This window comes from Paenibacillus sp. FSL P2-0089 (assembly GCF_038595095.1).
Classification (GTDB): Bacteria; Bacillota; Bacilli; order Paenibacillales; family Paenibacillaceae; genus Paenibacillus_AQ; species Paenibacillus_AQ silagei.
Genome location: NZ_CP152006.1, coordinates 5,415,444 through 5,440,091, shown reverse-complemented (window position 1 = coordinate 5,440,091; position 24,648 = coordinate 5,415,444). Strand labels below are relative to the sequence as shown.

Sequence of the window (24,648 nt, the reverse complement as noted above, 5' to 3'; positions counted from 1 at the left end):
CCTGCCTGTTTACCTGCTCCCATACTCCTTGCTGCTCCCACCCCAGCTCCCCCATACATCGCCGCCTGCTCACTTTCCCTCACAATCCCAGCATAAGCCGCGCCGAACATCTGATTTCACCAGAATGTAGCCTTCCGCCTTTCGTAATTGCTCAACATCCTGTATGATTAGTTCCATAAATTGAAATTTGTCGCGAAGCCGATCAGGCCGGAAGCCCGATGATCTTCAGGCGTGTGCGCCCCGCAGAGCTCTAGCTGTATTGACGGATCATTGCCTGTGAGTAGCGGGTGGCCGTTGTACGAATAAGAGCTAGGTTCGTGTCTGTTATCTCAGCCTCTGCTGCGGAAAGTGCCGGATGCAAGCTTCTGCATTACAAATTTTTTGGGAGGAAGCGTGGTATGGAAACTGTATTCAGCAAAATTATCGAAGGTGTAATCCCGTCCAAAAAGGTGTTCGAGAATGAGCGGATTCTGGCGTTCCACGATATTGAGCCTGCCGCCCCTGTGCATGTGCTGATTATCCCGAAGAAATACATCGCTTCTATGAACGAGGTTACGCCTGAGGATCTGCCGCTGATTGGCGAGATTCATGCCGTAGCACAGCAGCTTGCCGCAGAGCTCGGAATTGCCGATACCGGCTACCGGCTGATTAATAATTGCGGTCCCGACAGCGGGATGGCAGTGCCGCATCTGCATTATCATCTGCTGGGTGGAGCCAAGCTTGGTGCCCTTACGGGGAACTCCAGTTCTCATGCCTAAGTAAGCAATGCAACTATGTACAGCCCGGCTAAAAAAAGAATAACGCGAAGGTTGACACCTTATTTAGGTTTGACCTATAATGAAAGGTGATGAACCGTGTTGTTATGCTCTTGGACGGTCTGGTCGGAGGGAGGGAAAACTGGTGTCTGAAACGAAAGTTCGCAAAAACGAGACAATTGATGCTGCACTTCGTCGCTTTAAACGTTCCATTGCTAAGGATGGTGTCTTGGCTGAGGTGAAGAAACGCAAGCATTATGAGAAGCCAAGCGTAAAGCGCAAGAAGAAGTCTGAGGCTGCTCGTAAGAGAAAGTTTTAGGAGGATTACCCACGCATGAATCTTAGCGAACGATTAAACGAAGATATGAAGCAAGCGATGAAGAGTAAGGACAAGTTCACACTCTCCACCATTCGAATGGTTCGTTCTACAATAAAGTATCTTGAAATAGATTTGAAGAGAACATTAGACGACAACGAAGTGCTTGATATCCTTAGTCGTGAGATCAAACAGCGCAAAGATGCCCTCCAAGAATTTGAAGCAGCGGGTCGCGATGAGCTTGCCGCGAGTACTAAGGCAGAAATCGAGATTATCATTAAATATCTTCCCGAGCAGCTTACCGAAGAAGAAATTAAAGTAATTGTACAACAGACCATCCAGGAAACCGGTGCTTCTTCGAAAAGTGAAATGGGTAAGGTGATGAGCGCACTGATGCCTAAGGTCAAAGGTCGCGCCGATGGTAAACTTGTGAACCAGGCGGTTCAGCAGTTTCTGCAATAATATAACGCTAGCACCCCTTTTATAAGGGGTGTTTTTCATTATGTGGAGCTTTTTGAATAGAACTGCGTATAAGGTATACTAAGAATTATATGCAGACTTACATAAAATGATAAGTTGAGAATGCAAATGGTTCACGTACAAAAGGGGGGGCGCAGGCTTGAATAAGTTACGCACCATCATATTTTCCTGTATCGCGGCCTTAATGGTTCTTCTGTTCCTGCCATTGGCGGGGACGGTTCAGGCGGATAATGAAGCGGTCCGCGCACCGGGAGCAGCCTCAGGTACAGTGGCCAACGGACCCGTCTTCATTATTCCGGTGGATCAGGAGATTGAGCGGGGTCTGCAGAGCTTTCTGGAACGGGGCTTTCAGGAAGCGGCGAATTACGGCGCAGTTCTGATTGTTCTGGAGATCGATACACCTGGAGGACGGGTGGATTCTGCCGAACGAATCGGCACCCTGGTCAGAGACAGCAAGATCCCGGTAGTAGCCTATATCAAAGGCAACGCCGCTTCCGCAGGCAGCTACATTGCGCTGAGCGCGGACTCCATTATCATGAAGCCGGGCAGCATGATCGGGGCCGCTTCGCTGGTGGACATGAACGGGAAGAGCGTGGAAGACGCCAAGATGGTATCCTATTGGAAATCCAAAATGATCGGGGCTGCCTCGCTGAACGGGCGTGATCCTGAAGTGGCGGCCGGCATGATGGATGTCCATCTGGTAGTTAACCGCCCGGAGCTGGGCGTGAACAAGCAAGCGGGCGAGATTATCGCTCTGAGCAGCAATGAAGCACTTCAGGCTGGTTACGCCGACCGGATTGCTGGAACAGAGCAGGAGGCGATTACCTGGCTAGGCTACTCGACAGACGACATTTTTCGCGTTGAGCATACTGGTGCAGAGAAAATGTCGCAATTTCTGACTCATCCGGTAGTTATGACGATTTTGCTCTTCGTGGGCATCGCCGGTGTGTTCATCGAGCTGCTGGTGCCCGGCTTTGGGGTGCCCGGAATTGTCGGTACGCTGGCATTTGCCCTCTACTTCTTCGGCAACTATGTGGCCGGCTTCGCCGGGGCGGAGACGCTGCTGCTGTTCATTCTGGGACTGGTGATGCTGATTCTGGAGCTGTTCGTGCCGAGCTTCGGTATTCTGGGAATCCTCGGGTCCATCAGTCTGGTAGCGGGTGTTGTAAGGGCTGCTTACAGCTTTACACATGCCCTGTTTAGCCTTGGTATTGCTTTTTCGGCGGCGGCTGTGGTTATTGTGATTGTAGCCGTAGTCTTCAAGGAGCGGGGCATCTGGAACCGGTTCATCCTTCAGGATAGCCTTACCAGAGAGAAGGGATTCGTGCCTGTCCCGGAGAAGCTGCGTCTGATCGGGGCCTCCGGTATCAGTGTTACCCCGCTGCGTCCGGCCGGAACCGCCACCTTTGGCGGCGAACGGATAGATGTGGTGACAGAAGGCGGGTTCATCGAGGCGCAGACGGCCGTGTCCGTGGTGAAGGTTGAGGGCGGCCGTGTGGTAGTGAAGGAAGCTGCGAAATAATTTTTGTCTATCAAAATATCGGAGGTAGGTAAGCGTATGTTAGAAACATCTATGATTGCTTTTTTGCTGATCGCGGTAGCCGTGATTATTGTACTAAGCGTCTTCTTCAGCTTCTTCCCGGTCATGCTGTGGGTATCTGCATGGGCCTCCGGAGTCAAAATCAGCATTATCACGCTGGTAGCGATGCGTCTGCGCCGGGTAACGCCGAGCCGGATTGTCAACCCGCTCATTAAGGCAACCAAGGCCGGGCTGGGGCTGAATATCAATCAGCTGGAGAGCCATTATCTGGCCGGAGGGAACGTGGACCGGGTAGTGAACGCGCTGATTGCCGCCCAGAGAGCGGATATTCCGCTGGAATTCACACGTGCCGCCGCCATCGATCTGGCCGGACGCGATGTGCTGCTGGCGGTTCAGATGAGCGTTAACCCGCGTGTCATTGAGACGCCGATTGTTGCGGCTGTAGCCAAGAACGGGATTGAAGTCAAGGTCAAGGCAAGGGTAACGGTGCGGGCCAATATCGACCGGCTGGTCGGGGGTGCGGGCGAAGAGACGATTATTGCCCGTGTCGGCGAGGGGATTGTAACCACAGTCGGCTCCAGTAATTCGCATAAGGATGTGCTTGAGAATCCGGATTCCATCTCCCGGACCGTATTATCCAAGGGCCTGGACTCAGGGACTGCTTTTGAAATTCTGTCCATTGATATTGCGGATGTGGATGTAGGCAAGAACATTGGTGCTTACCTGCAGACCGAGCAGGCGGAAGCGGATAAGCGCATCGCCCAGGCGAAGGCTGAAGAACGCCGGGCCATGGCGGTTGCCCATGAGCAGGAGATGAAGGCCCGCGTGGTTGAGATGAAGGCGCTGGTCGTTGAATCTGAATCCCAGGTTCCGCTGGCGATGGCCGAAGCCCTGCGCTCCGGCAAGCTTGGTGTGATGGATTATATGAATCTTAAAAACATCGAGGCAGATACGCAGATGCGCGGTTCCCTCGGCAAACTAAACGATGGGGACGACAGCAGCCGTCCACCCCATAAATAAAGGGATGTGAGCTCCCATGAGCGGCGTGATCTATTTCCTGGTGCTGGCGGCCATAGCGATCATCACCAATCTGAACAAACAGAAGGGCAAAGACAGACAGGCCCCGCGCGGGGGGATGCCTACCTTTGGGGGCGGCGGGGGAGATATCGGCAATCCGCTGCCCCGCCGCCGGAAGGCCGGACGCGTTGAACAGCAGGGCAGCGGATTTCCGGCGCCTGCCGGGACAAGGACGGCCCCAAACCAGCCTGCCCCGCCGCCGGATGCTCAGGAGGCCCCGCCTTCGCCAGCATGGGCTGAGGCTGGGCAGCCGGCTCCCGGTGATGAGACAGGCGAAGGTGTGTCTCTGGAACAGGCCGATGATCTGGACAGCGTGGAGGCCCGCACAGAACGCATGCAGCAAGAGCTGGAGAGGCTGAAGGCTGCCTTCGACGGAATGGCGGCTGCGGTCCCGTCTGCGGGCTCCGACGCAGGCGGGGAGGACGCAGATGCATCGCCGGCATATGCTGTCCATCCGCTCACAGGCGACCCTGACGCGCTGCGCAGCGGTCTGGTATGGGCGGAGGTGCTGGGTCCGCCCCGCGCCCGCCAGCCGCATTCCACACGGCGCTAAGACCTTGCCTCCGCCTCCCGAGCAACATGTAATACTGCACATAAGCCTGAATTCATTCCTTAACCGGAAGGGATTCAGGCTTTTTTGCTGTTTTCCCTGGCAGAAGGGTGTGAGTTCTTCTCATAAACAGCCGCCCCGCCGCATAAGGTGTACAGAAGGCAGGAAGGGGGAGCGTCTACTTATGACCCGTATCGGCCGCAGGCTGCGGGGATGGACAAACGGGATACTGGATCTTCCGCAGGATGTGCTGCAGGAGATGCCCCGGATCACCCTGATCGGCAATAAGGAGCTGTATATTGAGAACCACCGCGGCGTGCTGCACTTCTCTTCGGAGCAGCTCAGGCTGGCATTAACCCAAGGGGTGCTGGAGATTTCCGGTGAAGGACTGGTCATCCGCAATATTCTGGGCCAGGAGCTTGCCGTCATTGGAGTAATCGGTGAAATCAGATATAAGGAAAGTGGGGAGAATCCATGAAAGAACCGCCTCTGTCATCACTGCGGGGGTTCGTTACACTGCATGTGAGCGGACCGCAGGTGGAGAAATTCATTAATGCTGTAACTGGAGCGGGCATCATCATCTGGGATGTGAGGCCTGCCGGGGACGGCGCTTCTTTGAATCTGCTGCTGGATGACTTTTTTCGGCTTCGCCCGCTCCTCAAAAAGACAGGCTGCCGTATGCATGTTACAGCCAGGCACGGACTTCCGTTTCGCCTCGCGCGCTTGTGGAGACGGAAGTTTTTTGCCGCAGGTATGCTGATCTTCGGTGTAGGCCTGCTGCTGCTCTCCTCGATGATCTGGAGCGTCAAGGTTGAAGGGAATACCCGCATTCCGACCGAGGACATCCTGGAAGCCGCACGCAAGGAGGGCGTCTATCCGTTTCAGTGGATTTGGCGCATGCAGGAGTCGGACGAGCTGTCCCGGGAGCTGACCACCCTGGTTCCGGGCTTAACTTGGGCCGGGTTCCACCGGAACGGGACGAGCATTACCATACAGGTCGTCGAAGCTGACCGCCCGGATAACAAACCGCTGCTCAGCCAGCGCCATCTCATCAGCCGGACCGATGCGGTGGTGACCGAAATCTATGCGGAGCAGGGCAGACCGGTGGTCAGCCGGAATTCGCGGGTTAAAAAAGGGGACATCCTCATCTCCGGTGCGCTGGGTGACGAGGAGAATACAGAGTTCGTTGTCGCCAAAGGCATGGTTAAAGGCCTTGTATGGCATGAATATAATCTGGAGGTACCGCTCAAAAGAACGGGCAGTGCATATACAGGAGAACGCAAGGACCGCACCTATCTCGTTCTTGGCAAATGGGCGATTCAGCTGTGGGGCTACGGGGACTCCGGGTTTGCGAAGTCACGTACACTTTCAGAGCCGGACATGCTGTCGTGGCGCTCTTTTCAGCTGCCTCTGGGCCTGATGACCGAGAAGGAACTGGAGATTAAATACACCACTGAAGCGCTTACTTCGGAGGCCGCGCGTGCAGAAGGGCTGACGCGGGCCAAGAGCGATATTTTCGCGCGTTACGGCGCTGATAGCGTCATCAAAAGTCAAAAAATTTTGCATGAGAAGAAAGAGAATGGTAAAGTTTATATGAAAGTGCTGTTTGAGGTGGAAGAGAGAATCGCGGAAGAGCTTCCGATAGTAAACAATTGAGGAGAATGAGGCTACTTGTCAGAACAGACTGCAAGCATTCAAATATCTTTGCACAATGCGGGAGAAGCGCAATCCCTGTTCGGCCCGCAGGATGGATTCCTGAAAATCATCGAGAAAGAAATTCCGGCAGTTATCAACTCACGCGAGGCCGAAATCACGATTCGCGGTACGGAGCGGGAAGTGGACATGCTGGGCCAGCTCTTCAACGTGCTGCTGTCACTCGTACGCGGGGGTTATATATTGAGCGAACGCGATGTGCAGTACGCCGTGGAGCTGGCGAAGGATTTCCGTGCCGACCAGCTGCTGGACCTGTTCAAGGGCGAGATTACGACAACATTCCGCGGCAAGCCGATCCGTGTCAAAACGATTGGCCAGAAGCATTATGTGAGCACCATCAAAAAGCGCGATATCGTCTTCGGCATCGGCCCGGCGGGCACCGGCAAGACCTATCTGGCTGTGGTCCTCGCGGTGACGGCGCTGAAGGAAGGCTCGGTCAAACGGATCGTGCTTACGCGTCCGGCTGTAGAGGCCGGGGAGAACCTGGGCTTCCTCCCGGGAGATTTGCAGGAGAAGGTAGATCCGTATCTGCGGCCGCTCTACGACGCCTTGTACGACGTTATGGGGCCTGATCAGGTGGCGAAGGCGCTGGAGCGCGGGCTGATCGAGATTGCACCGCTTGCCTATATGCGCGGACGTACGCTGGAGGATGCTTTTATCATCCTTGATGAAGCGCAGAATACCACACCCGAACAAATGAAAATGTTCCTCACCCGTCTGGGCTTCGGCTCCAAGATGGTCATCACGGGCGATGTGACCCAGATCGATTTGCCGCGCGGCAAGAAGTCAGGGCTGATCGAAGCCAAAACGATTCTTTCCGGTATTGAGGAGCTTGGCTTTGTCTACTTCGCTGAGCAGGACGTTGTCCGTCATTCCCTTGTGCAGAAAATTATCGTTGCCTATGACCGCTCTGCCGAAAACCTCCAATAAAAAAGGGGATTGTCTTCATGGCCTCAAAGCAACCATCGAAATTAAGCGGATTTGTATACAGCAGCAGCGGATGGAAGTATAGCGCGGTGTCGCGCTATGCTCTTTTCCTGTTACTCGCGGTTGTTTTCTACCTCAGCCTGTCCTCTGATCTGCTGCCCAAAAGGTATGATATCAAAGAGGGAACCCGCAGTGCCAAGGAGATTACAGCTCCCAAGCAAATCCTGGACACCAACGCCAAGCTCAAGGCCCAGGAGACTGCTGCAGAGAATGTGACCAACCGTTATGCCATTATTCCTATCCGGGCGGAGAATCTAGTAACTCTGCTGCTGGACCGGATCGGCGGGCTGAATCAGGATGATACGATTTCACAGAGTGAGAAGACGGAGATTTACCGGGAAGAGATTCCGCGGCGGGCCAATGATTTTATCCTTAATTTTGTGGCTGCCAGCCAAAAGGCGGGGACTTACTCCGAGCATCTGCTGAATGAGATGCAGTCCGTCATTAAGGATCAGGCCTACGTCATTCCGGAAGAGACCTATATCAAGATCCCGCGCCTGACTTCACAGGATATCATCGAAATGAAGCCGGTGGCCCGGGATATTGTCACGAAGCTGATGAATGACCAGATTACCGACGCCCAGAGCGCGCGCGCCAAAGTGGCCGAGCAGGTCAGTGTCAGTTCACTGGGCCAGCGGACCGCCCGCGAGGTGGTGCAGGAGCTGGTACGGCTGGTGATCACCGCCAACAAATTCTATGACGAGGATGCGACCAAGGAAGCGAAGGTGCAGGCCCGTCAGAATACACCGGATGTATTCATCGAGCAGGGGGATGTGCTGGTCGCCAAGAATCAGGAGATTACCCCTGAGCTGTATAAGCTGCTGGATGAGAACGGGCTGCTCAGCAAAGAGATTAATTACTGGCCGCAGCTCGGCTTGCTGCTGCTCTCTGCACTGCTGTCCTTTGGCCTGATGACCTTCATCCGCTACAATGGCGGAGCCTCAGGCTTTAAATACAATAACTCCCAGCTGCTTATGCTGGTTCTGGTCTTTATCATTACCATCGTTATGATGAAGCTGACGGCCTTCCTGCAAACGGATGTGAGGACATATATAGGCTATCTGGCACCTGTGGCTCTCGGCGCGATGCTGATCTCTATGCTGCTGGACATGACCTTAGCTTATTTCTGTTCCATTCTGTTCAGCATTCTGGCCAGTATCCTGCTGAATGTCCAGCAGAATACGATATTTGATTTCACCTTCGGCTTCTTTGCCCTAATCGTGAGTTATGTTGCCATCTTCTCGACGCACCGCGCCGGACAGCGCTCAACGCTGCTGAAGGGTGGTATTATGGTGTCTCTGCTCGGCTGCCTGACCGTAGCCATACTGACCATGCTGAGCGGCGGCGTATGGAACGAGACGAATACGTTATATGCTCTGGGCTTCTCCTTTGCCGGGGGGCTGCTTACTGCAGTGCTGGTCATCGGATTGATGCCGTTCTTCGAGGTAACGTTCGGCATTCTGTCGGCCCTGAAGCTCGTAGAGCTGTCTAACCCGAACCATCCGCTGCTGCGCAAGCTGCTTACAGAGACGCCGGGAACCTATCACCACAGCGTGATGGTAGGCAATCTGTCCGAGGCTGCGGCCGAAGCGATTGGTGCGGACGGCCTGCTGTGCCGGGTAGGCTCATATTATCATGACATCGGCAAGACGAAGCGCCCGTTCTATTTCATAGAGAACCAGAACAATATGGAGAATCCGCATGATACGATTGAGCCGAAGCTGAGCAAGTCGATCATTGTGGCCCACGCCCGGGACGGGGTGGAGATGCAGAAGGAATACAAGCTGCCGAAGCCGATCCGCGATATTGCCGAGCAGCATCATGGCACGACGTTCCTGCATTATTTTTATCATAAGGCATTGAAGCTTGCAGAGGACAAGGGTGTAGAGCCGGACTTCACGGAGGAGGATTTCCGTTATCCCGGCCCGAAGGCGCAGTCGAAGGAATCCGCAGTTGTCGGGATCGCCGACAGTGTGGAGGCTGCAGTCCGTTCGCTCCGCAAGCCAACCGTGGTGCAGGTCGAGACCATGATTGAGAAAATTATCAAAAGCCGGCTGGATGACCATCAGTTCGATGAATGCGACCTGACGCTCAAGGAGCTGGATATTATTTCGCGGACACTGAAAGAGACGGTAATGGGCATATTCCATTCCCGGATTGAATACCCCGAGGATGTGCGCAAGCCCAAAAAAGAGGAAGGGGCCATCAAAAATGAGCCTGAGCGTCGTTTGGAACAATGAACAGGATGAACATGAAATTAACGGCGATCTGATCGAGCTGCTGGAGCGGATTCTGCAGACAGCAGGGGAAGCGGAAGGGATTGACTCGGGGGAAGTGGATCTGACCTTCGTCAATAACGAACGCATTCATGAGCTGAATCTCGAGTACCGCGGCATTGACCGTCCGACCGATGTGCTCTCCTTCGCGATGAATGAAGCCGGAGAAGATGAGCTGGAGATCCGGTACGGCCTGGCAGATGAGGACGAAGAGCTGGAGGAAGTACCGAATGTGCTTGGGGATATTATCATCTCGGTTACCCGGGCGCAGGAGCAGGCTGAGGAATACGGCCATTCGCTGGAGCGGGAGCTGGGCTTCCTGTTCGTCCACGGGTTCCTGCATTTGCTGGGCTATGATCATCAGGAGCCGGAGGCTGAGGCCGAAATGATGTCCAAGCAGGAGAAGGCTCTGGCTCAGGTCGGGTTGACACGCTAATGGTCAAGAATACGGCGGTGGGCCACAAAAAATTCTGGCACTCCTTTCGCTTCGCCGCACATGGCATTGCGGCAGCATTCCGGTCGGAGCTGAACATGAAGGTGCATAGCGGCCTTGCGGTTATCGTAGTGATTGCCGCCGCTGTATTCAGGCTTCCTCTGTCAAGCTGGATGCTGCTGCTGCTGGCCATTACGCTGGTGCTGACAGCCGAGCTGCTGAACACGGCGATTGAAGCAACGATTGATCTGGTTTCGCCTGAGGTTCACCCCTTGGCCAAGAAGGCCAAAGATACCGCCGCAGGCGCCGTGCTGCTTACGGCGGTGTTTGCCATGATTGCCGGAATCTATGTTTTTTATCATCCCGTGATGGACTGGATCACAGGTCTTATGTCATAATCAGTTTACAACTTCAGCTGGTGGAAGAGGCGGACCCGCTTTGCGCGCTCCGTCATCTTTAATTAGGATAATATTTTCGATCCATGCTCCCAAAACTAAGGTTATGCTTACGAAGCGAGTTTTATTTCGAAGAAGATTCGATGAAGAGAATGCTTGATAAAACTAGGATTATGCTTACGAAGTGAGTTTTATCTCGAAGGGATTTCAATGAAGAGGATGCTTGATAAAACTTTTAGGAGGACAATTATGGATTATGCGCTACTTCTTCAGGAAGCGATCAAGGCAAGAGCCAATGCATATATACCGTATTCCCGCTTCGGGGTAGGGGCAGCCCTTCTGGATCAGGACGGAAAAGTCCACCACGGCTGCAACATCGAGAACGCCGCTTACGGTCCCACCAACTGCGGCGAGCGGACGGCCATGTTCCGCGCCATTGCGGACGGCCATAAGCCCGGTACCTTCAAAGCTATCGCAGTCGTGGCCGACACAGACGGCCCCGTATCGCCTTGCGGCGTCTGCCGCCAGGTGATGGTCGAGCTATGCGGCCCCGATATGCCAGTCATTCTCGGCAACCTGAAGGGCGATATTATGGAGACTACGGTCCGTGACCTGCTCCCCGGCGCCTTCGGTCCTGCGGATCTGGCGCAGGGACAGAGTGCGGAGTGATGACAGCAGGCTGGTGCTGGTACTAAGGACTTCAACATATTGCTGCTGTTGGGCACTCTACTGTATAACGTACAATAGATTGTGCCAAAATTGGATGCAAGATAGGTTCTGTTGTATTTCGTGCAATTGAAAACGGGAAATAACCTGTTTATGGCCTGTTTGCGGCAAATCTGCTGTATAAAATACAATAGAACCGTTAAAGAGCCTTAGATTTGCTTATTCTGTTGTACAAAATACAATTAAGCCTGCTGGTGCTGGTGCTGGTGCTGGTGCTGGTGCTGGTGCAGGGACATGGGCCAGGCGAGCTTTCCGGTATCCAACTAATCATCCGCGCTGTAGTCAAGCGTGCTCCAGAGTTAACTGTATATTGTACAACTAACTTTCCACTATTCCCTTCAAAAGTTGATTTAAGTGTAATTTGTACAACTATATCCATCGGATAACGCCAAAAGTAACGTTGAAGAGGAAAATAGATGTATGAATTACAACTAAACCGTAATAACCTTTGATTTGGAGCAGAATAAGTGTACAAAATACAACTAAGCTAGTTGCGGGCATGACAGGCTAGTTGTTGTGGGAATGCAGGGCTAGTTGTTGCGGGTGGGCATGGGTAGGGTTCAGGTATTCAACAAATTAATCTTTCCCGCGCCTCAGTCAAGCGTGTTCCCGCAGGGAACGAAAAGCGTTCATGCTCCGCAGCTACCTGTCCCGCGTCGCATGCTGGTCACAGCCAATCAACCGCGCCGCAGTCAAGCGTGTTCCCGCAGGGAACGGTAAGCGCTCATGCTCCACAGTCACTTACCGCGCTAACCGCTGTGCCCACGCCAGTTCCGGGTGTCCAGAGGGCCGGGGCCCTTGGGGTCCCCCTTGGCGAAGGGGGATTTAGGGGGATCGAAAAGCTTTAAGAGTGAACGCTTTTGAATTGATATTAAGTTTGAACTAGATTCATCTAAAACGCCATGGACGATTATAACCACGTAGTAAGGAAGGAAGATCATATGAAATTCAAATCAGGGTTTGTCGCCATTATCGGCAGACCAAACGTAGGCAAATCAACACTCATGAACCAGGTAATCGGCCAGAAGATTGCTATTATGTCGGACAAGCCGCAGACCACCCGCAACAAAATTCACGGGGTATACACGGCAAATAACTCACAGATCGTATTCCTGGACACACCGGGTATCCATAAAAGACAATCCAAGCTGGGTGATTACATGAATCAGACGGCGATGAGCACTTTGCATGAAGTGGAAGCGGTATTGTTCCTCGTGGATGCCTCTGAGGGTATGGGCGGCGGCGACCGTTTTATCGCGGAACAGCTTGGCAGCATTAAGACCCCGGTCATTCTGGTCATGAACAAGATTGACAAGATTGAGCCGGAAGCGCTGCTGCCGATGATTACGGAATACAACAAGCTGCATGAGTTCGCCGAAATCGTACCAATTTCTGCCAAGATGGGCAATAACGTCAACACGCTGCTGGAGCAGGTGCAGAAATACCTGCCGGAAGGTCCACAGTATTACCCGGACGACCAGATTACCGATCACCCCGAGCAGTTCGTCTGCGCGGAGCTGATCCGCGAGAAGATTCTGCATCTGACCCGTGAAGAGGTGCCGCATTCCATCGCAGTGGCGATTGAGGATATGAGCGTGGAACCGAATGGGGTTGTGCATATTTCGGCGGTTATCTTTGTTGAGCGCGATTCCCAGAAGGGGATCATTATCGGTAAGCAGGGAGCGCTGCTGAAGGAAGTCGGACGCCGGGCGCGGACGGATATTGAGAACCTGCTGGGCTCGAAGATTTTCCTGGAATTATGGGTGAAGGTGAAAAAAGACTGGCGTAACCAGGACCGCGTCCTGCGGGATTTGGGCTTCCATAAAGAATGATCACCTCTCACGCCGCCTCAACATGGCAGGAATTGCACGGATAGATCCTGGGGCATCGCACATCCTACATCTGAAGAGACATCGTGTTTCCGAAGAAAGGATGAATACGAATGCGGAATTTTTCGTGGAAGTATTTTGCAATGACTGGAGATCTCGATGCGTATTTGCTGTACAGGGAAGCTGGGGATTCGCCCGAGGGCAGCGGACCGCTGCCGGCGGAGGAAGAGATGGCCATCGATGAAGAAGCACAATAAGGACTGGTTGCTTGCCGAGTGGTTGGGGGAAGAGGCATGCTATACAGGGTGGAAGGGATCGTCATCCGCAGCATGGACTACGGTGAAGGGAACGCCATTATTACGCTTTGCACCGAGAACGCCGGTAAAGTAGGGGTTCTGGTGCGGGGCGCCAAGAAGGTCAAAAGCCGTCATGCTGCCCTGATCCAGTTGTTCACAACAGGTGAGTTCGTGTTCTTCCGCAACAACGGCGGACTGGGAACACTTAATGCCGGAGAGATCACGAAGTCCCATCATCCGCTGCGCGAGGATCTGGTCAAGGCGGCGTATGCATCCTATGCCTGCGAGCTGCTGGACCGGGTGCTGCATGATGAAGAGACAGGCAGCTTCTGGTACCGCCAGCTGACCGCCTGCCTGAATGCACTGGAGGAAGACAAAGAGCCTGGCATTATCAATAATGTATTTGAAATGAAGGTGCTGCAGGCTGCCGGTTATGGGCCTCAGCTCGATGCCTGTATCGTCTGCGGCAAGGACAAGCCGGATGAGGAGCTTAGAATCAGTCCGCGTCTGGGGGGAGTCCTCTGCCGAAGCTGCCGGCATAACGATCCTCCGGCCATGGAGATTTCCCCGCGTGCCTTGAAGCTGCTGCGGATCTTTGCGGCGCTGGATCTGACCAGGCTGGGGAATGTGGATGTGAAGCCGGAGACCCGTGCGGAGCTGAAGACCGTCATGCGGGGATTCATGGATATGCAGCTTGGGCTCAGACTGAAGTCCCAGAGCTTCCTGGACCAGCTCGACAAATACAATATTTGACGAATCGCAAATTATCCGTTACTATAAGTTCAGTTTCTTTTATAAGATTGCCGTGTTTGCTCCAGAACTGGAGAGAGTGCGTGGATCGGGAAAGTAGTGGGCGATATTGTCGCAGCAGCGAGCCGGGGGTAGTGGAAGCCTGGCGGGACGACGTTCATGAACAGGGCACCCGGGAGTACGGAAACGGCAGCATCAAAAGTGGATTTCGTGATTTTTGCGTAATCAAGTAGGGTGGAACCGCGGGAGAACATATTTGAGCTCTCGTCCCTATGTCTGTTCATCAGGCATGGGGGCGGGAGCTTTTTGGCTTGTGGCTGTGCGGGAGATCCTTCTTCCATCACACACCGCAGGTACATAGAAGCTGGTGCCGCCTCCATCGCGCAGCAGCAAGAGCCAGTCATAAGCAAGAGGCAGTACACACTTGTAAAGCGAAGGAGCCGGTAGTTATGAACTTTCAGCAGATGATTCTGACCCTGCAGCAATTCTGGGCCGCCCAGAACTGTATTCTCGTCCAGCCGTATGATACGGAAAAAGGGGCGGGCACGATGAACCCTATGACTTTTTTGCGTTCCCTGGGGCCGGAGCCGTGGAAGGTTGCTTATGTGGAGCCTTCACGCCGTCCGTCCGACGGCCGTTACGGGGAGAACCCGAACCGCTTGTATCAGCATCACCAGTTCCAGGTGATTATTAAGCCGTCCCCGGACAATATTCAGGAGCTGTATCTGGACAGCCTGAAGGCACTGGGCGTAGATCCCCTGCTGCATGATGTGCGGTTTGTCGAAGACAACTGGGAGAATCCGTCTCTGGGCTGTGCGGGTCTCGGCTGGGAAGTGTGGCTGGACGGTATGGAGATTACCCAGTTCACGTACTTCCAGCAGGTTGGCGGAATTGAAGCAAGTCCGGTAGCGGTGGAGATCACTTACGGGATGGAACGTCTGGCCTCCTATATTCAAGATAAGGAGAATGTATTTGACCTGGAGTGGGTAGACGGCATGACGTATGGAGATGTTTTCCATCAGCCGGAGGTTGAGCATTCCACCTACACCTTTGAAGTCTCGGATGTCAAAATGCTGTTCACTCTGTTCAATACCTACGAAGAGGAAGCACGCAGAGCAATGGAGAACCATCTGGTCTTCCCGGCTTATGACTATGTGCTGAAATGCTCGCATACCTTCAATCTGCTGGATGCGCGCGGCGCAATCAGCGTAACGGAACGCACAGGCTTCATTACGAGAGTACGCAATTTGGCCCGTACCGTAGCGGCGACATATCTGGAGGAACGCGAGAAGCTGGGCTTCCCGCTGCTGAAGAAAGAAGGTGCTGACCATGTCTAAGGATATTCTGTTCGAAATCGGTCTGGAGGAAATCCCTGCACGCTTTATCCGTGCAGCGATGGAGCAACTGAAGGACAGAACGGCGAAATGGCTGGAGGCCTCACGGATCAGTCATCAGGGCGTCAGTGCATATGCAACACCGCGCCGCCTTGCCGTACTGGTGAAGGATGCCGCAGAGCGCCAAGAGGATGTAAGCGAAGAGGTCAAAGGCCCGTCACGCAAAATCGCACTGGATGCCAGCGGCGAATGGAGCAAGGCTGCATTAGGCTTTGCCCGCAGTCAGGGCGCTTCACCGGAGCAGTTCACGTTCAAGGAACTGGCTGGCGTGGAATACATCTATGTGACCAAGAGCAGCACCGGCATTGAGACAGCCTCCTTGCTCTCCGAAGGCCTGGCTGGCATTGTCAGCAGCATGACCTTCCCGAAAAATATGCGCTGGGGCGCTTATGATTTCAAGTTCGTCCGTCCGATCCGCTGGATGGTAGCTCTCTTCGGCCAAGAGATCATTGACCTTACGATTACCGGAGTCAAGGCGGGCAATGTGAGCCGCGGCCACCGTTTCCTCGGTGAAGAAGCTGTTATCGCAGAGCCTGCTGCATACGTTGAAGCTCTGCGCAGCCAGCATGTGCTGGTAGATGTGAAGGAGCGCGAAGAGCTGATTCTAAGCGGTATTCATAAGCTTGCGGAAGAGAAGAACTGGAAGATTGCGATCAAGGAGGATCTGCTGGAGGAAGTCCTGTTCCTGGTAGAGACGCCGACTGTGCTGTTCGGTACGTTTGATCCGGCCTTCCTGAATATTCCGCAGGAGGTGCTGATCACCTCGATGCGTGAGCATCAGCGTTACTTCCCGGTGTTTGGTGAAGACGGCAAGCTGTTGCCATTCTTCGTAACGGTACGTAACGGGAATGCGGTATCGCTGGATGTCATCGCCAAGGGGAACGAGAAGGTGCTGCGCGCCCGCTTGTCGGATGCCAAATTCTTTTATGAAGAAGACCAGAAGCTGCAGATTAACGATGCTCTGGCCAAGCTGGAGAATATCGTTTACCATGAAGAGCTGGGCAGTGTAGGTGACAAAGTGCGCCGCATCCGCGCCATCGCTGACCGCTTGGCGGTGAAGCTTGAGCTGTCTTCAGAGGCTGCTGCGGAAGTGAGCCGTACAGCGGATATTTGCAAATTCGATCTGGTTACCCAAATGGTGGGTGAATTCCCTGAGCTGCAGGGTACGATGGGTGAGGATTATGCCCGCAAGGCCGGGGAAGCAGAGCAGGTGTCCAAAGCGGTCTTCGAGCATTATCAGCCGCGCTTCGCCGGAGATGCTGTTCCTTCTACGCAGGCAGGCCTGGTAGTCAGCCTTGCTGATAAAATCGATACAATTGTCGGCTGCTTCTCGATCGGAATTATTCCAACCGGCTCCCAGGACCCTTATGCTCTGCGTCGTCAGGCGGCAGGAATTGTCCAGATCGTACTGGAGCATCAGCTGAGCCTAAGCCTGCAGGAGATTTTTGCAGCGGCACTGGAAGTTCATGAAAGTTTCCGTACAGAGAAACATTTCACCCCTGAATTGCGTATAACTCTGTACGAGTTCTTCGGTCTGCGCGTCAAACGCCTGTTAGCCGACAACAATGTACGTTATGATGTTGTAGATGCAGCGCTTGCGGCAGGATTCGATGATATCGTTGATGTAGTAAGCAGAAGTCTGGCTTTGATGAATGCAGTAACCGATCAGGCTGATTTCAAAATTACTGTGGATTCACTGACCCGTGTCAGCAATCTGGCCGCCAAAGCTCCGGAGGGTGCAGTTATCGACCCGGCACTGCTTAAGGAAGAAGCGGAACAGAAGCTGTACTCGACTTGGCAGAGTATTCATGAGCCTTACCGCGCAGCCCTTGCTTCCAGACATGCCGCTGAGGCCCTGCAGATTCTGTCGGGACTTGAAGCAGCCGTTACCGGATTCTTCGATTCGGTTATGGTTATGGCCGAAGACGAAGCCGTCCGCTCGAACCGTCTGGCGCTGCTGGCCGGCATTCATACCGACTCCAAGCTGTTTGCTGATTTCGGCAAGCTGGTGTGGTAATTCAGGCAGGTTTTAAGTAATGTTTACGATTTTATGGTATAGATCGAGGGTTTAGGGTATAAATATACGGAACGGTGCCAATGCGTAAGTTGACATTCGTTCCGTATTTATGCTTTACCAAAGAAGGATTTTTGAACGGTTGAGCGTAATATATATTACACAGGAATTTGGTGAGGTGAGCTTGGGAACTTCCCGGCTAAGAAAGATTGTTGTGGACGGGGATGCTTGTCCGGTTAAGCAGGAGATTATTACCGTGGCGCGCGAATTCGGGCTTCCGGTGCTGATGGTCTCCTCCTATGATCATGTGCTGCGGGCGGAAGAAGGCGTTAAGGTGGTTCAGGTGGACCGCGGGGCAGACAGTGCCGACCTCTATATCGCCAATCATATTTCTGCAGGAGATATCGTAATTACGCAGGATTATGGACTGGCGGCGCTGGCGCTGGGCAAACGCTGCCTTGCACTTTCGAACCGGGGCCAGGAATATGAGAATTCTACCATGGATTTTATGCTGGAGAGCAGGCATGCCAAGGCGGTTGAACGCAGGCGCGGGCACTATTCCAAGGGTCCCAAAGCGATTACCGCAGAGGAAAAAAATCTTTTTCAACATAAACTGACAAAACTTTTAACAATTTTGCAGGAGAATGTCCAGCTATAGCGAATTATATTTAACTGTTAAGAGATGAAGGTGGTTGAAGTGGCTAGCGGACATGGTCCTATTCCCGAAGAGGTTATCGAGAACGTGCTGGCGCGACATGATATTGTCGATACAGTCAGCAAGGTTGTCCATTTGTCCAAGCAGGGTAAATATTTATGGGGCCTCTGCCCGTTCCATTCGGAGAAGTCCCCTTCTTTCACTGTCACCCCTGACCGGGGAGTCTTTCATTGCTTTGGCTGCGGTATGGGCGGAAATGCCATCAAATTCAGGATGGAAATCGAAGGATTATCCTTCCCCGAAGCAGTCAGAATCATGGCGGAAGAGAGTGATATCCCTGTTCCTGAGGGGAGAGGCGGGGCGCTTGCTGCCCCCGATCCCGAGCGGGACCGGCTGATTCAGGCGTATGAATTATCGGCGAAGTTTTATCATTTTTTGCTGAAAAACACGGAATACGGCACTGCCGCCATGGATTACTTAAGAACCCGGGGTTTCAGCGACAAAATGATTGACCAGTTCCAGATCGGTTACGCGCCGGACCGCTGGGATACGCTGCTGCAGTTTCTGGAGAAGCGCAGCTTCGATCTCGCCGAGATGGAGAAGGGCGGACTATTGTCTGCCAGAGGGGAAGGCAAAGGATATCTGGACCGCTTCCGCGGCCGGGTTATTTTTCCGATTGCGAACCGCATGGGCAAGACGATCGCCTTCGCCGGACGTATTCTCGGGGAGGGGCAGCCGAAGTACCTGAACTCTCCCGAGAGCCGGTTATTTAACAAAAGCCGCATTCTGTACAATCTGCACCAGTCCAAAGCATCCATCCGCAAAACGCGGCAAATCGTCCTGTTCGAGGGATACGGTGATGTCATTTCGGCTTGGGAGGCAGGTGTACAGAACGGGGTAGCCACGATGGGAACCTCGCTCACCGAGGGTCACGTGGGCCTGATGAAGAGCCTTGGAGATGAGATTGTGCTTGCCTATGATGGAGATAAGGCTGGACAAGCTGCCGCCCTTAAGGCCATTCCTATCCTGGAAGCCAGCGGTTTGCGGGTCAAGGTAGCCCTGCTTCCAAGCGGCCTCGACCCGGATGAATTCATCTCCCGGCATGGCGGGGACAGATTCAGGGAACAGGTGATTGACTCTGCCGTGTCATCCATCAAATTTAAGCTTATATATCTGAAAAAAAACCATATACTCCTAGAGGAAGACGGCAAAATTGCCTATGTCAAGGAGGCTCTGGAGATTATCGCCGGGCTCCCTTCTTCAACGGAGCGGGAGGTGTACCTGCGGGAAATCGCCTCCGAGCTTGAGCTGTCTTACGACAGTCTGAAGCAGGATTGTAATTTACTTCGGGCCTCCATGCAAAAAAACAACCCCGAAGGGGATAATAACGATAATAGGTGGAATAATGGTAGGCATAAAAAAGGGCAAGTGCAGACACCTACCTTACTGCCTGCTTACCATGTTGCGGAACGGCGCCTGTTATCATTCATGATTCAAGATCCCGAAGCGGCGGCCTATGTGGGTGAACGGCTCGGAGAAGAGTTCAATATTGATGATCATGCGGCAATCGCCGCTTATCTATATGCTTATTATGCGCAAGGCAAACCACCCGGCATCAGCCGGTTTCTATCATCGCTTCAGGACGACCGTCTGGAGAAGACCGCAACGGCCATCTCCATGATGGATACTCCTCCAGACTGGAATACCCAGGTTCTGGACGATTGTATTCGTGAAGTGCGGAAGTATCCTCTGCAGCGCAAAATTGAACCCAAGCGTGAAGAGATGATTCAGGCGGAGAAATCCGGTGACTTTTTGCGTGCAGCACAAATAGCAAGTGAAATTTTAGCCCTAGAGAGACAATGAGCTGTTGACAGGATGTACCTAGGGAGGAGGGAGTCGAATTATGGCGAACGATCAGCACACTGAACTGGAAGCGGAATTTACTCTGGATCAGGTTAAGGATCAGCTTATTGATCACGGGAAGAAAAGATCATCACTTAATTACAAAGATATCATGGAGAAATTGTCGCCATTCGATCAAGACCCCGAGCAGATGGAGGAATTCTACGAGCAGCTGAGCGATCTGGGGATCGAGGTTGTCAATGAGAACGATGAAGAGGTGAACAGCCTCCGTCCAAGCGAAGACAATGAGGACAAAGAAGGAGACGACTTCAGCTTTGACGATGATCTGTCGCTGCCTCCGGGGATCAAGATCAACGATCCCGTCCGGATGTATCTGAAGGAAATCGGCCGCGTGCCGCTGTTATCGGCTGACGATGAAGTGGAACTGGCGATGCGGATCAAGAATGGTGATGAGGAAGCGAAGCGGAGACTGGCAGAAGCGAATCTGCGGCTCGTGGTCAGTATCGCCAAGCGTTATGTCGGACGCGGCATGCTTTTCCTGGATCTGATTCAGGAAGGCAACATGGGTCTGATCAAGGCCGTTGAGAAGTTTGACCATAACAAAGGCTTCAAATTCAGTACTTATGCAACCTGGTGGATTCGTCAGGCGATTACGCGTGCAATTGCTGACCAGGCGCGTACGATCCGTATTCCGGTGCATATGGTTGAAACCATCAACAAGCTGATCCGGGTCTCCCGCCAATTACTGCAGGAGCTGGGACGCGAGCCGTCGCCTGAAGAGATTGCAGCGGAGATGGAGCTTACCGTTGAGAAGGTTAGAGAGATCATGAAGATTGCCCAGGAGCCGGTATCCTTGGAGACACCGATTGGTGAGGAAGATGATTCGCATCTGGGAGATTTCATTGAGGACCAGGAGGCGCTGGCGCCTGCGGATGCAGCGGCATATGAGCTGCTGAAGGAACAGCTGGAGGATGTGCTGGACACGCTGACTGAGCGTGAAGAGAATGTGCTTCGCCTGCGCTTCGGACTGGATGACGGACGGACGAGAACACTTGAGGAAGTGGGCAAGGTGTTCGGCGTAACCCGCGAGCGGATTCGCCAGATCGAAGCCAAAGCGCTTCGTAAGCTGCGTCACCCCAGCCGCAGTAAGCGGCTGAAGGATTTCCTCGAATAGACCTTACAACCGGGACCTTCTGCTGCACGGTGGCAGGAGGTCCTATTATGTTGTCAAGGCGATTCACCAATGCTTGAGCCCCGCCGTGTGCGGGAGCTTGTAATGAAAGTGAAGGAAAGTTCTGGAAAGAGGGATGCCGGTTGAACCTGGAGAAACGTGATACTATATTAAGAGAAATTCAATACTGGAGAAGAAGCAAGCTGTTGCCCGAGCAATATTGTGACTTCCTGACTAACCTGTATGATGATCAGGCAGAGGTGAAGGACAGCAATCCGGTATCGTTACGGAATCTCCAGCAGGGAAGCATCAAAATTTGGCTGTTTGGTTTTGGCATTATTTCCTTGATTTTCTTGATTAGTCTTTATTTTAGCGTTTTTCCCTGGCCTTTGCAACTTGCTACAGCGCTCAGCGTCCTAATTATTTGTTATGGATATTCAGCGATTTACCTGAACCGCAACAAGACAATCAGTCTGATGCTGGCGGGAATCGGCAGCATTTTAACGCTGGGATTCGGACTGTGGCTGATTGAGCTGCATCAGCTGGATGCTGATTTTTGGACACCGCTGCTGATTGCGGCCTGCGGGCTGCTGTGGTGTGTGCTTGGTTTTTTTCTGCGCATCGGACTGCTTCATTTCTGCGGATATGCCTTCTGGGCTCTGCTCTATGCAGGATTCTTCGGACATGTCCGGCCGGATGCCTCTCTTCTGGAGCTGGAGCTGCTCTGGCTTCCGCTGTGTGTGCTTATGATCTGGATGAGCTGGTTGATGTATCACAAGGTTAGCGGGGTCTCTGGGGTGTACCTGGGGGCGGGTGCTGCCCTCTGGCTGATGCCGGAGGTGGATGCGCTATGGCTCAGAGCGGGATTCCCGGAATGGACCTCGCTGATATTAATACTGAAGATTGCAGTGGGCCTTGCGCTGCTGTTCCTCTTCAGAAAAAAATGGATAACGTGGGTGGCCTCATGAACAACGTAAAATTATCTGACCGGCTTCAGCTGCTGCTGGAGCAGGTCCCTGCGGGCAGCAGACTTGCCGATATCGGCTCAGATCATGCCCTGCTGCCTGTTGCCGCTGTGAAGAGCGGCCGGGTGCCTTCAGCTATTGCCGGAGAAGTAAATCCGGGACCCTATGAAGCGGCGCGTCGTGGTGTTGCGGAAGCAGGACTCGGTGCAAAGATCGCTGTGCGGCGCGGAGACGGGCTGGAGGTGCTGGAGCCGGGGGAAACGGACTGCATTACCATTGCCGGGATGGGCGGCTCACTGATCGCGGCGATTCTGGACCGCGGGCAGAAGCTCGGCAAGCTGGCCGGGGTGAATACGCTCGCGCTGCAGCCCAATGTAGGCGAAGATATTCTGCGCCGCTGGCTGCTGGCTAACAGCTGGGTGCTGGTCTCGGAGCATATTTTGGAGGAAGACGGCAAAATCTATGAGATCCTGACCGCTGTCCCAGAGGGCGCTGAAGCGGCGGGGACGAATGAAGAGCTGTACAGCGGACGTCTGCTTACCGGAGGAAAGGTAGCCCTTGATCAGGCGCTGCTGCTGGAGATGGGACCGCTGCTGCTGCAAGCACCGAATGAAGTATTCGCTGCCAAATGGCAGGGTGAAATCTCCAAGCTGGAGAGCATTCTGGCCTCGCTCGCACGTTCGGAGCTGGAGGCAGCTGAGGAGAAGCGCAGCAGAATCAAGCTTCAGATTAAACGGATTGCGGAGGTGCTGGAATGTTTGCCAAAGGACAGACCGTAATTGGATACATGGAGCAGCTTGCTCCGAAGCATCTGGCTGAGGAATGGGATAATGTCGGGCTTCAGGTCGGCAGTCTCCAGAAGGAAATCACCGGGGTGCTGGTGGCGCTGGATGTTAATGAGAGCATTGTGGACGAAGCGATTGCCAAGGGCTGTAATCTGATTATTGCCCATCATGCGGTGATTTTCCGGCCAATCAAAGGGATTCTGACGGATACCCCGGCAGGCCGCTTATATGAGAAGCTGATCAAAAACGACATTGCCGTGTATATCAGCCATACGAATCTGGATGTGGCCGAAGGCGGAATGAACGACTGGATGGCCGAGGCGCTGGGCATTGAGAACGGTGCACCGATCAAGGATATTCATACCGAGCAGCTGTCCAAGCTGGTTGTATTCGTGCCGAAGGATCATCACCAGAAGGTGCTGGATGCCATCCTGAACGCCGGAGCGGGCTGGATCGGCAATTACAGCCATTGCAGCTTCAATATCGAAGGCTATGGCACCTTCATTCCGCAGGAGGGCACGGACCCGTATCTCGGCACGCCTGGCAAGCTGGAGCGGGCTGAGGAGGTCCGTATCGAGACGATTGTGCCGCATACGATCCGTAACAAGGTGGTACAGGCCATGCTGAAGGCTCATCCGTATGAAGAGGTGGCTTATGATCTGTATTCCATGGACCTCAAGGGACGCAGCCTTGGACTTGGAAGAGTAGGGAAGCTTAAGGAGCCAACAACGCTTGGTGAGTTCATTGATACGGTCAAACGCGGGCTGGATGTGGAGAGCGTGCGGGTAGTTGGAGATCTGGACCGCAAGGTCCGCAAGGCGGCAGTCATGGGCGGGTCCGGTGCCAAGTACTACAGCAGTGCTATCTTTAAGGGAGCGGATGTGCTGGTGACCGGCGATATCGATTACCATACCGCACAGGATGCGCACCTCGCGGGAATCGCCCTGATCGATCCGGGCCATAATGCGGAGAAGATCATGAAGGTGAAGGTAGCGGAGTTTCTGGCCGGCAAGCTGACGGAGCATAAGTACGGCACGGCGGTGCATGCCTCGCAGCCGGATACCGAGCCTTTTACATTCCTGTAGGCTATTATTATTTACACTTGTGCGCTGGGCGGCATATCTGTATAATATACAATGTTGTTTCGGAAAGTTTGACAGACAATCGCCGGTATGCGTGAGAGCGTATGCGGGAGGAAAGTCCGGGCTCCACAAGGCAGGGTGCTGGATAACGTCCAGTCGGCGCGAGCTGAAGGATAGTGCCACAGAAATGGACCGCCGATGGCCGCTTTCGGGCGGCACAGGCAAGGATGGAACCGAGGTGTAAGAGACCCCGAGGAACGCTGGTGACTTCGTTCCTGGTAAACCCCATCTGGAGCAAGACCTAATGAGACGCAGCGTCTTCTTCACGGAAGCCGCAGCCTTCGCCTGAGGCGTGTCTAGGTTGGTCGCTGGAGCTGTGCAGTAATGTATGGCCTAGATAGATGATTGTCGCTTATGGTGGGAGGGTAGTTCCCGGCTGAACCACAACGAGCACAGAACCCGGCTTACGGCAAACTTTCCTAACTGACAACTTTAACAAGACTTTGCACTAATCACACTATATGAACAATAAGACGGCGGCCTCCTGATGGGGGCCGCCTTTTCTTGAGAAAATGTTGGGTTACCCGGAGCATTGA

The 24,648-nt window shown here is 53.6% G+C and carries 25 protein-coding genes and 1 other RNA gene; all 26 read left to right on the top strand.

Annotated elements, in window-relative coordinates:
* Positions 1–398: 398 nt before the first annotated feature.
* Complete coding sequence (locus NST69_RS22825) at positions 399–758, top strand: histidine triad nucleotide-binding protein (protein ID WP_076075810.1); 360 nt, start codon at positions 399–401, stop codon at positions 756–758.
* Positions 759–900: 142 nt separating this feature from the next.
* Positions 901–1,074, top strand: coding sequence for a 30S ribosomal protein S21 (rpsU, locus tag NST69_RS22820; RefSeq protein WP_005547957.1), 174 nt, complete (start codon positions 901–903; stop codon positions 1,072–1,074).
* 15 nt (positions 1,075–1,089) lie between these two features.
* A complete protein-coding gene (locus NST69_RS22815) occupies positions 1,090–1,533 on the top strand; it encodes a GatB/YqeY domain-containing protein (RefSeq protein ID WP_036724349.1) in 444 nt (147 codons plus the stop codon).
* 202 nt (positions 1,534–1,735) lie between these two features.
* Positions 1,736–3,073 (top strand): NfeD family protein, encoded by a 1,338-nt coding sequence (locus NST69_RS22810; RefSeq protein ID WP_342550213.1) that lies wholly within the window; start codon positions 1,736–1,738, stop codon positions 3,071–3,073.
* A 36-nt stretch (positions 3,074–3,109) separates the two neighbouring features.
* Positions 3,110–4,111 (top strand): flotillin-like protein FloA, encoded by a 1,002-nt coding sequence (gene floA, locus NST69_RS22805; RefSeq protein WP_342547190.1) that lies wholly within the window; start codon positions 3,110–3,112, stop codon positions 4,109–4,111.
* Positions 4,112–4,127: 16 nt separating this feature from the next.
* The gene (locus tag NST69_RS22800; protein ID WP_342547189.1) at positions 4,128–4,721 is read left to right on the top strand and encodes a hypothetical protein; all 594 of its coding nucleotides are present in this window, start codon (positions 4,128–4,130) and stop codon (positions 4,719–4,721) included.
* Positions 4,722–4,902: 181 nt separating this feature from the next.
* Positions 4,903–5,196, top strand: coding sequence for a sporulation protein YqfC (gene yqfC, locus NST69_RS22795; RefSeq protein WP_209872075.1), 294 nt, complete (start codon positions 4,903–4,905; stop codon positions 5,194–5,196).
* Positions 5,193–6,374, top strand: a complete 1,182-nt coding sequence (gene yqfD / locus NST69_RS22790; RefSeq protein WP_036724344.1) for a sporulation protein YqfD — start codon at positions 5,193–5,195, stop codon at positions 6,372–6,374. Before yqfC ends, yqfD begins: the two co-directional genes overlap by 4 nt.
* 15 nt (positions 6,375–6,389) lie before the next feature.
* Complete coding sequence (locus NST69_RS22785) at positions 6,390–7,361, top strand: PhoH family protein (RefSeq protein ID WP_036690294.1); 972 nt, start codon at positions 6,390–6,392, stop codon at positions 7,359–7,361.
* Between the two features lie 17 nt (positions 7,362–7,378).
* Positions 7,379–9,658 carry an HDIG domain-containing metalloprotein gene (locus NST69_RS22780; protein WP_339250261.1) on the top strand — a complete coding sequence of 760 codons (2,280 nt, stop codon included), beginning with the start codon at positions 7,379–7,381 and terminating at the stop codon, positions 9,656–9,658.
* On the top strand, positions 9,630–10,130 hold the full coding sequence (gene ybeY / locus NST69_RS22775) for an rRNA maturation RNase YbeY (protein ID WP_342547188.1): 501 nt from the start codon (positions 9,630–9,632) through the stop codon (positions 10,128–10,130). The genes NST69_RS22780 and ybeY overlap by 29 nt, the downstream gene beginning before the upstream one ends.
* Positions 10,130–10,525: a diacylglycerol kinase family protein gene (locus NST69_RS22770; RefSeq protein WP_342547187.1), complete on the top strand. Its 396-nt coding sequence runs from the start codon at positions 10,130–10,132 to the stop codon at positions 10,523–10,525. The genes ybeY and NST69_RS22770 overlap by 1 nt, the downstream gene beginning before the upstream one ends.
* Before the next feature lie 246 nt (positions 10,526–10,771).
* Complete coding sequence (locus tag NST69_RS22765) at positions 10,772–11,191, top strand: cytidine deaminase (RefSeq protein ID WP_342547186.1); 420 nt, start codon at positions 10,772–10,774, stop codon at positions 11,189–11,191.
* A 212-nt stretch (positions 11,192–11,403) separates the two neighbouring features.
* Positions 11,404–11,634 carry a hypothetical protein gene (locus tag NST69_RS22760; RefSeq protein WP_342547185.1) on the top strand — a complete coding sequence of 77 codons (231 nt, stop codon included), beginning with the start codon at positions 11,404–11,406 and terminating at the stop codon, positions 11,632–11,634.
* 555 nt (positions 11,635–12,189) lie between these two features.
* Positions 12,190–13,080: a GTPase Era gene (era, locus tag NST69_RS22755; RefSeq protein ID WP_036724337.1), complete on the top strand. Its 891-nt coding sequence runs from the start codon at positions 12,190–12,192 to the stop codon at positions 13,078–13,080.
* 110 nt (positions 13,081–13,190) lie between these two features.
* Positions 13,191–13,334: a YqzL family protein gene (locus NST69_RS22750; RefSeq protein ID WP_076075837.1), complete on the top strand. Its 144-nt coding sequence runs from the start codon at positions 13,191–13,193 to the stop codon at positions 13,332–13,334.
* A gap of 36 nt (positions 13,335–13,370) precedes the next feature.
* Positions 13,371–14,126, top strand: coding sequence for a DNA repair protein RecO (gene recO, locus NST69_RS22745; protein WP_209872067.1), 756 nt, complete (start codon positions 13,371–13,373; stop codon positions 14,124–14,126).
* A 446-nt stretch (positions 14,127–14,572) separates the two neighbouring features.
* On the top strand, positions 14,573–15,460 hold the full coding sequence (glyQ, locus tag NST69_RS22740; protein WP_036724333.1) for a glycine--tRNA ligase subunit alpha: 888 nt from the start codon (positions 14,573–14,575) through the stop codon (positions 15,458–15,460).
* On the top strand, positions 15,453–17,534 hold the full coding sequence (glyS, locus tag NST69_RS22735) for a glycine--tRNA ligase subunit beta (protein ID WP_342547184.1): 2,082 nt from the start codon (positions 15,453–15,455) through the stop codon (positions 17,532–17,534). The genes glyQ and glyS overlap by 8 nt, the downstream gene beginning before the upstream one ends.
* A 175-nt stretch (positions 17,535–17,709) precedes the next feature.
* Entirely contained in the window at positions 17,710–18,189 is a 480-nt protein-coding gene (locus NST69_RS22730) for a YaiI/YqxD family protein (protein ID WP_036724396.1), read from the top strand.
* Positions 18,190–18,228: 39 nt separating this feature from the next.
* Positions 18,229–20,049, top strand: coding sequence for a DNA primase (gene dnaG / locus NST69_RS22725; RefSeq protein WP_036724329.1), 1,821 nt, complete (start codon positions 18,229–18,231; stop codon positions 20,047–20,049).
* A 40-nt stretch (positions 20,050–20,089) separates the two neighbouring features.
* Positions 20,090–21,223, top strand: a complete 1,134-nt coding sequence (gene rpoD, locus NST69_RS22720; RefSeq protein WP_036690273.1) for an RNA polymerase sigma factor RpoD — start codon at positions 20,090–20,092, stop codon at positions 21,221–21,223.
* A 140-nt stretch (positions 21,224–21,363) separates the two neighbouring features.
* Positions 21,364–22,188 (top strand): hypothetical protein, encoded by an 825-nt coding sequence (locus NST69_RS22715; protein ID WP_342547183.1) that lies wholly within the window; start codon positions 21,364–21,366, stop codon positions 22,186–22,188.
* Positions 22,185–22,964 carry a class I SAM-dependent methyltransferase gene (locus NST69_RS22710; protein ID WP_342547182.1) on the top strand — a complete coding sequence of 260 codons (780 nt, stop codon included), beginning with the start codon at positions 22,185–22,187 and terminating at the stop codon, positions 22,962–22,964. Before NST69_RS22715 ends, NST69_RS22710 begins: the two co-directional genes overlap by 4 nt.
* Entirely contained in the window at positions 22,940–24,055 is a 1,116-nt protein-coding gene (locus NST69_RS22705) for a Nif3-like dinuclear metal center hexameric protein (RefSeq protein WP_339250251.1), read from the top strand. The genes NST69_RS22710 and NST69_RS22705 overlap by 25 nt, the downstream gene beginning before the upstream one ends.
* A 63-nt stretch (positions 24,056–24,118) precedes the next feature.
* Positions 24,119–24,534, top strand: an RNA gene (gene rnpB, locus NST69_RS22700) — RNase P RNA component class A.
* Positions 24,535–24,648 lie beyond the last annotated feature (114 nt).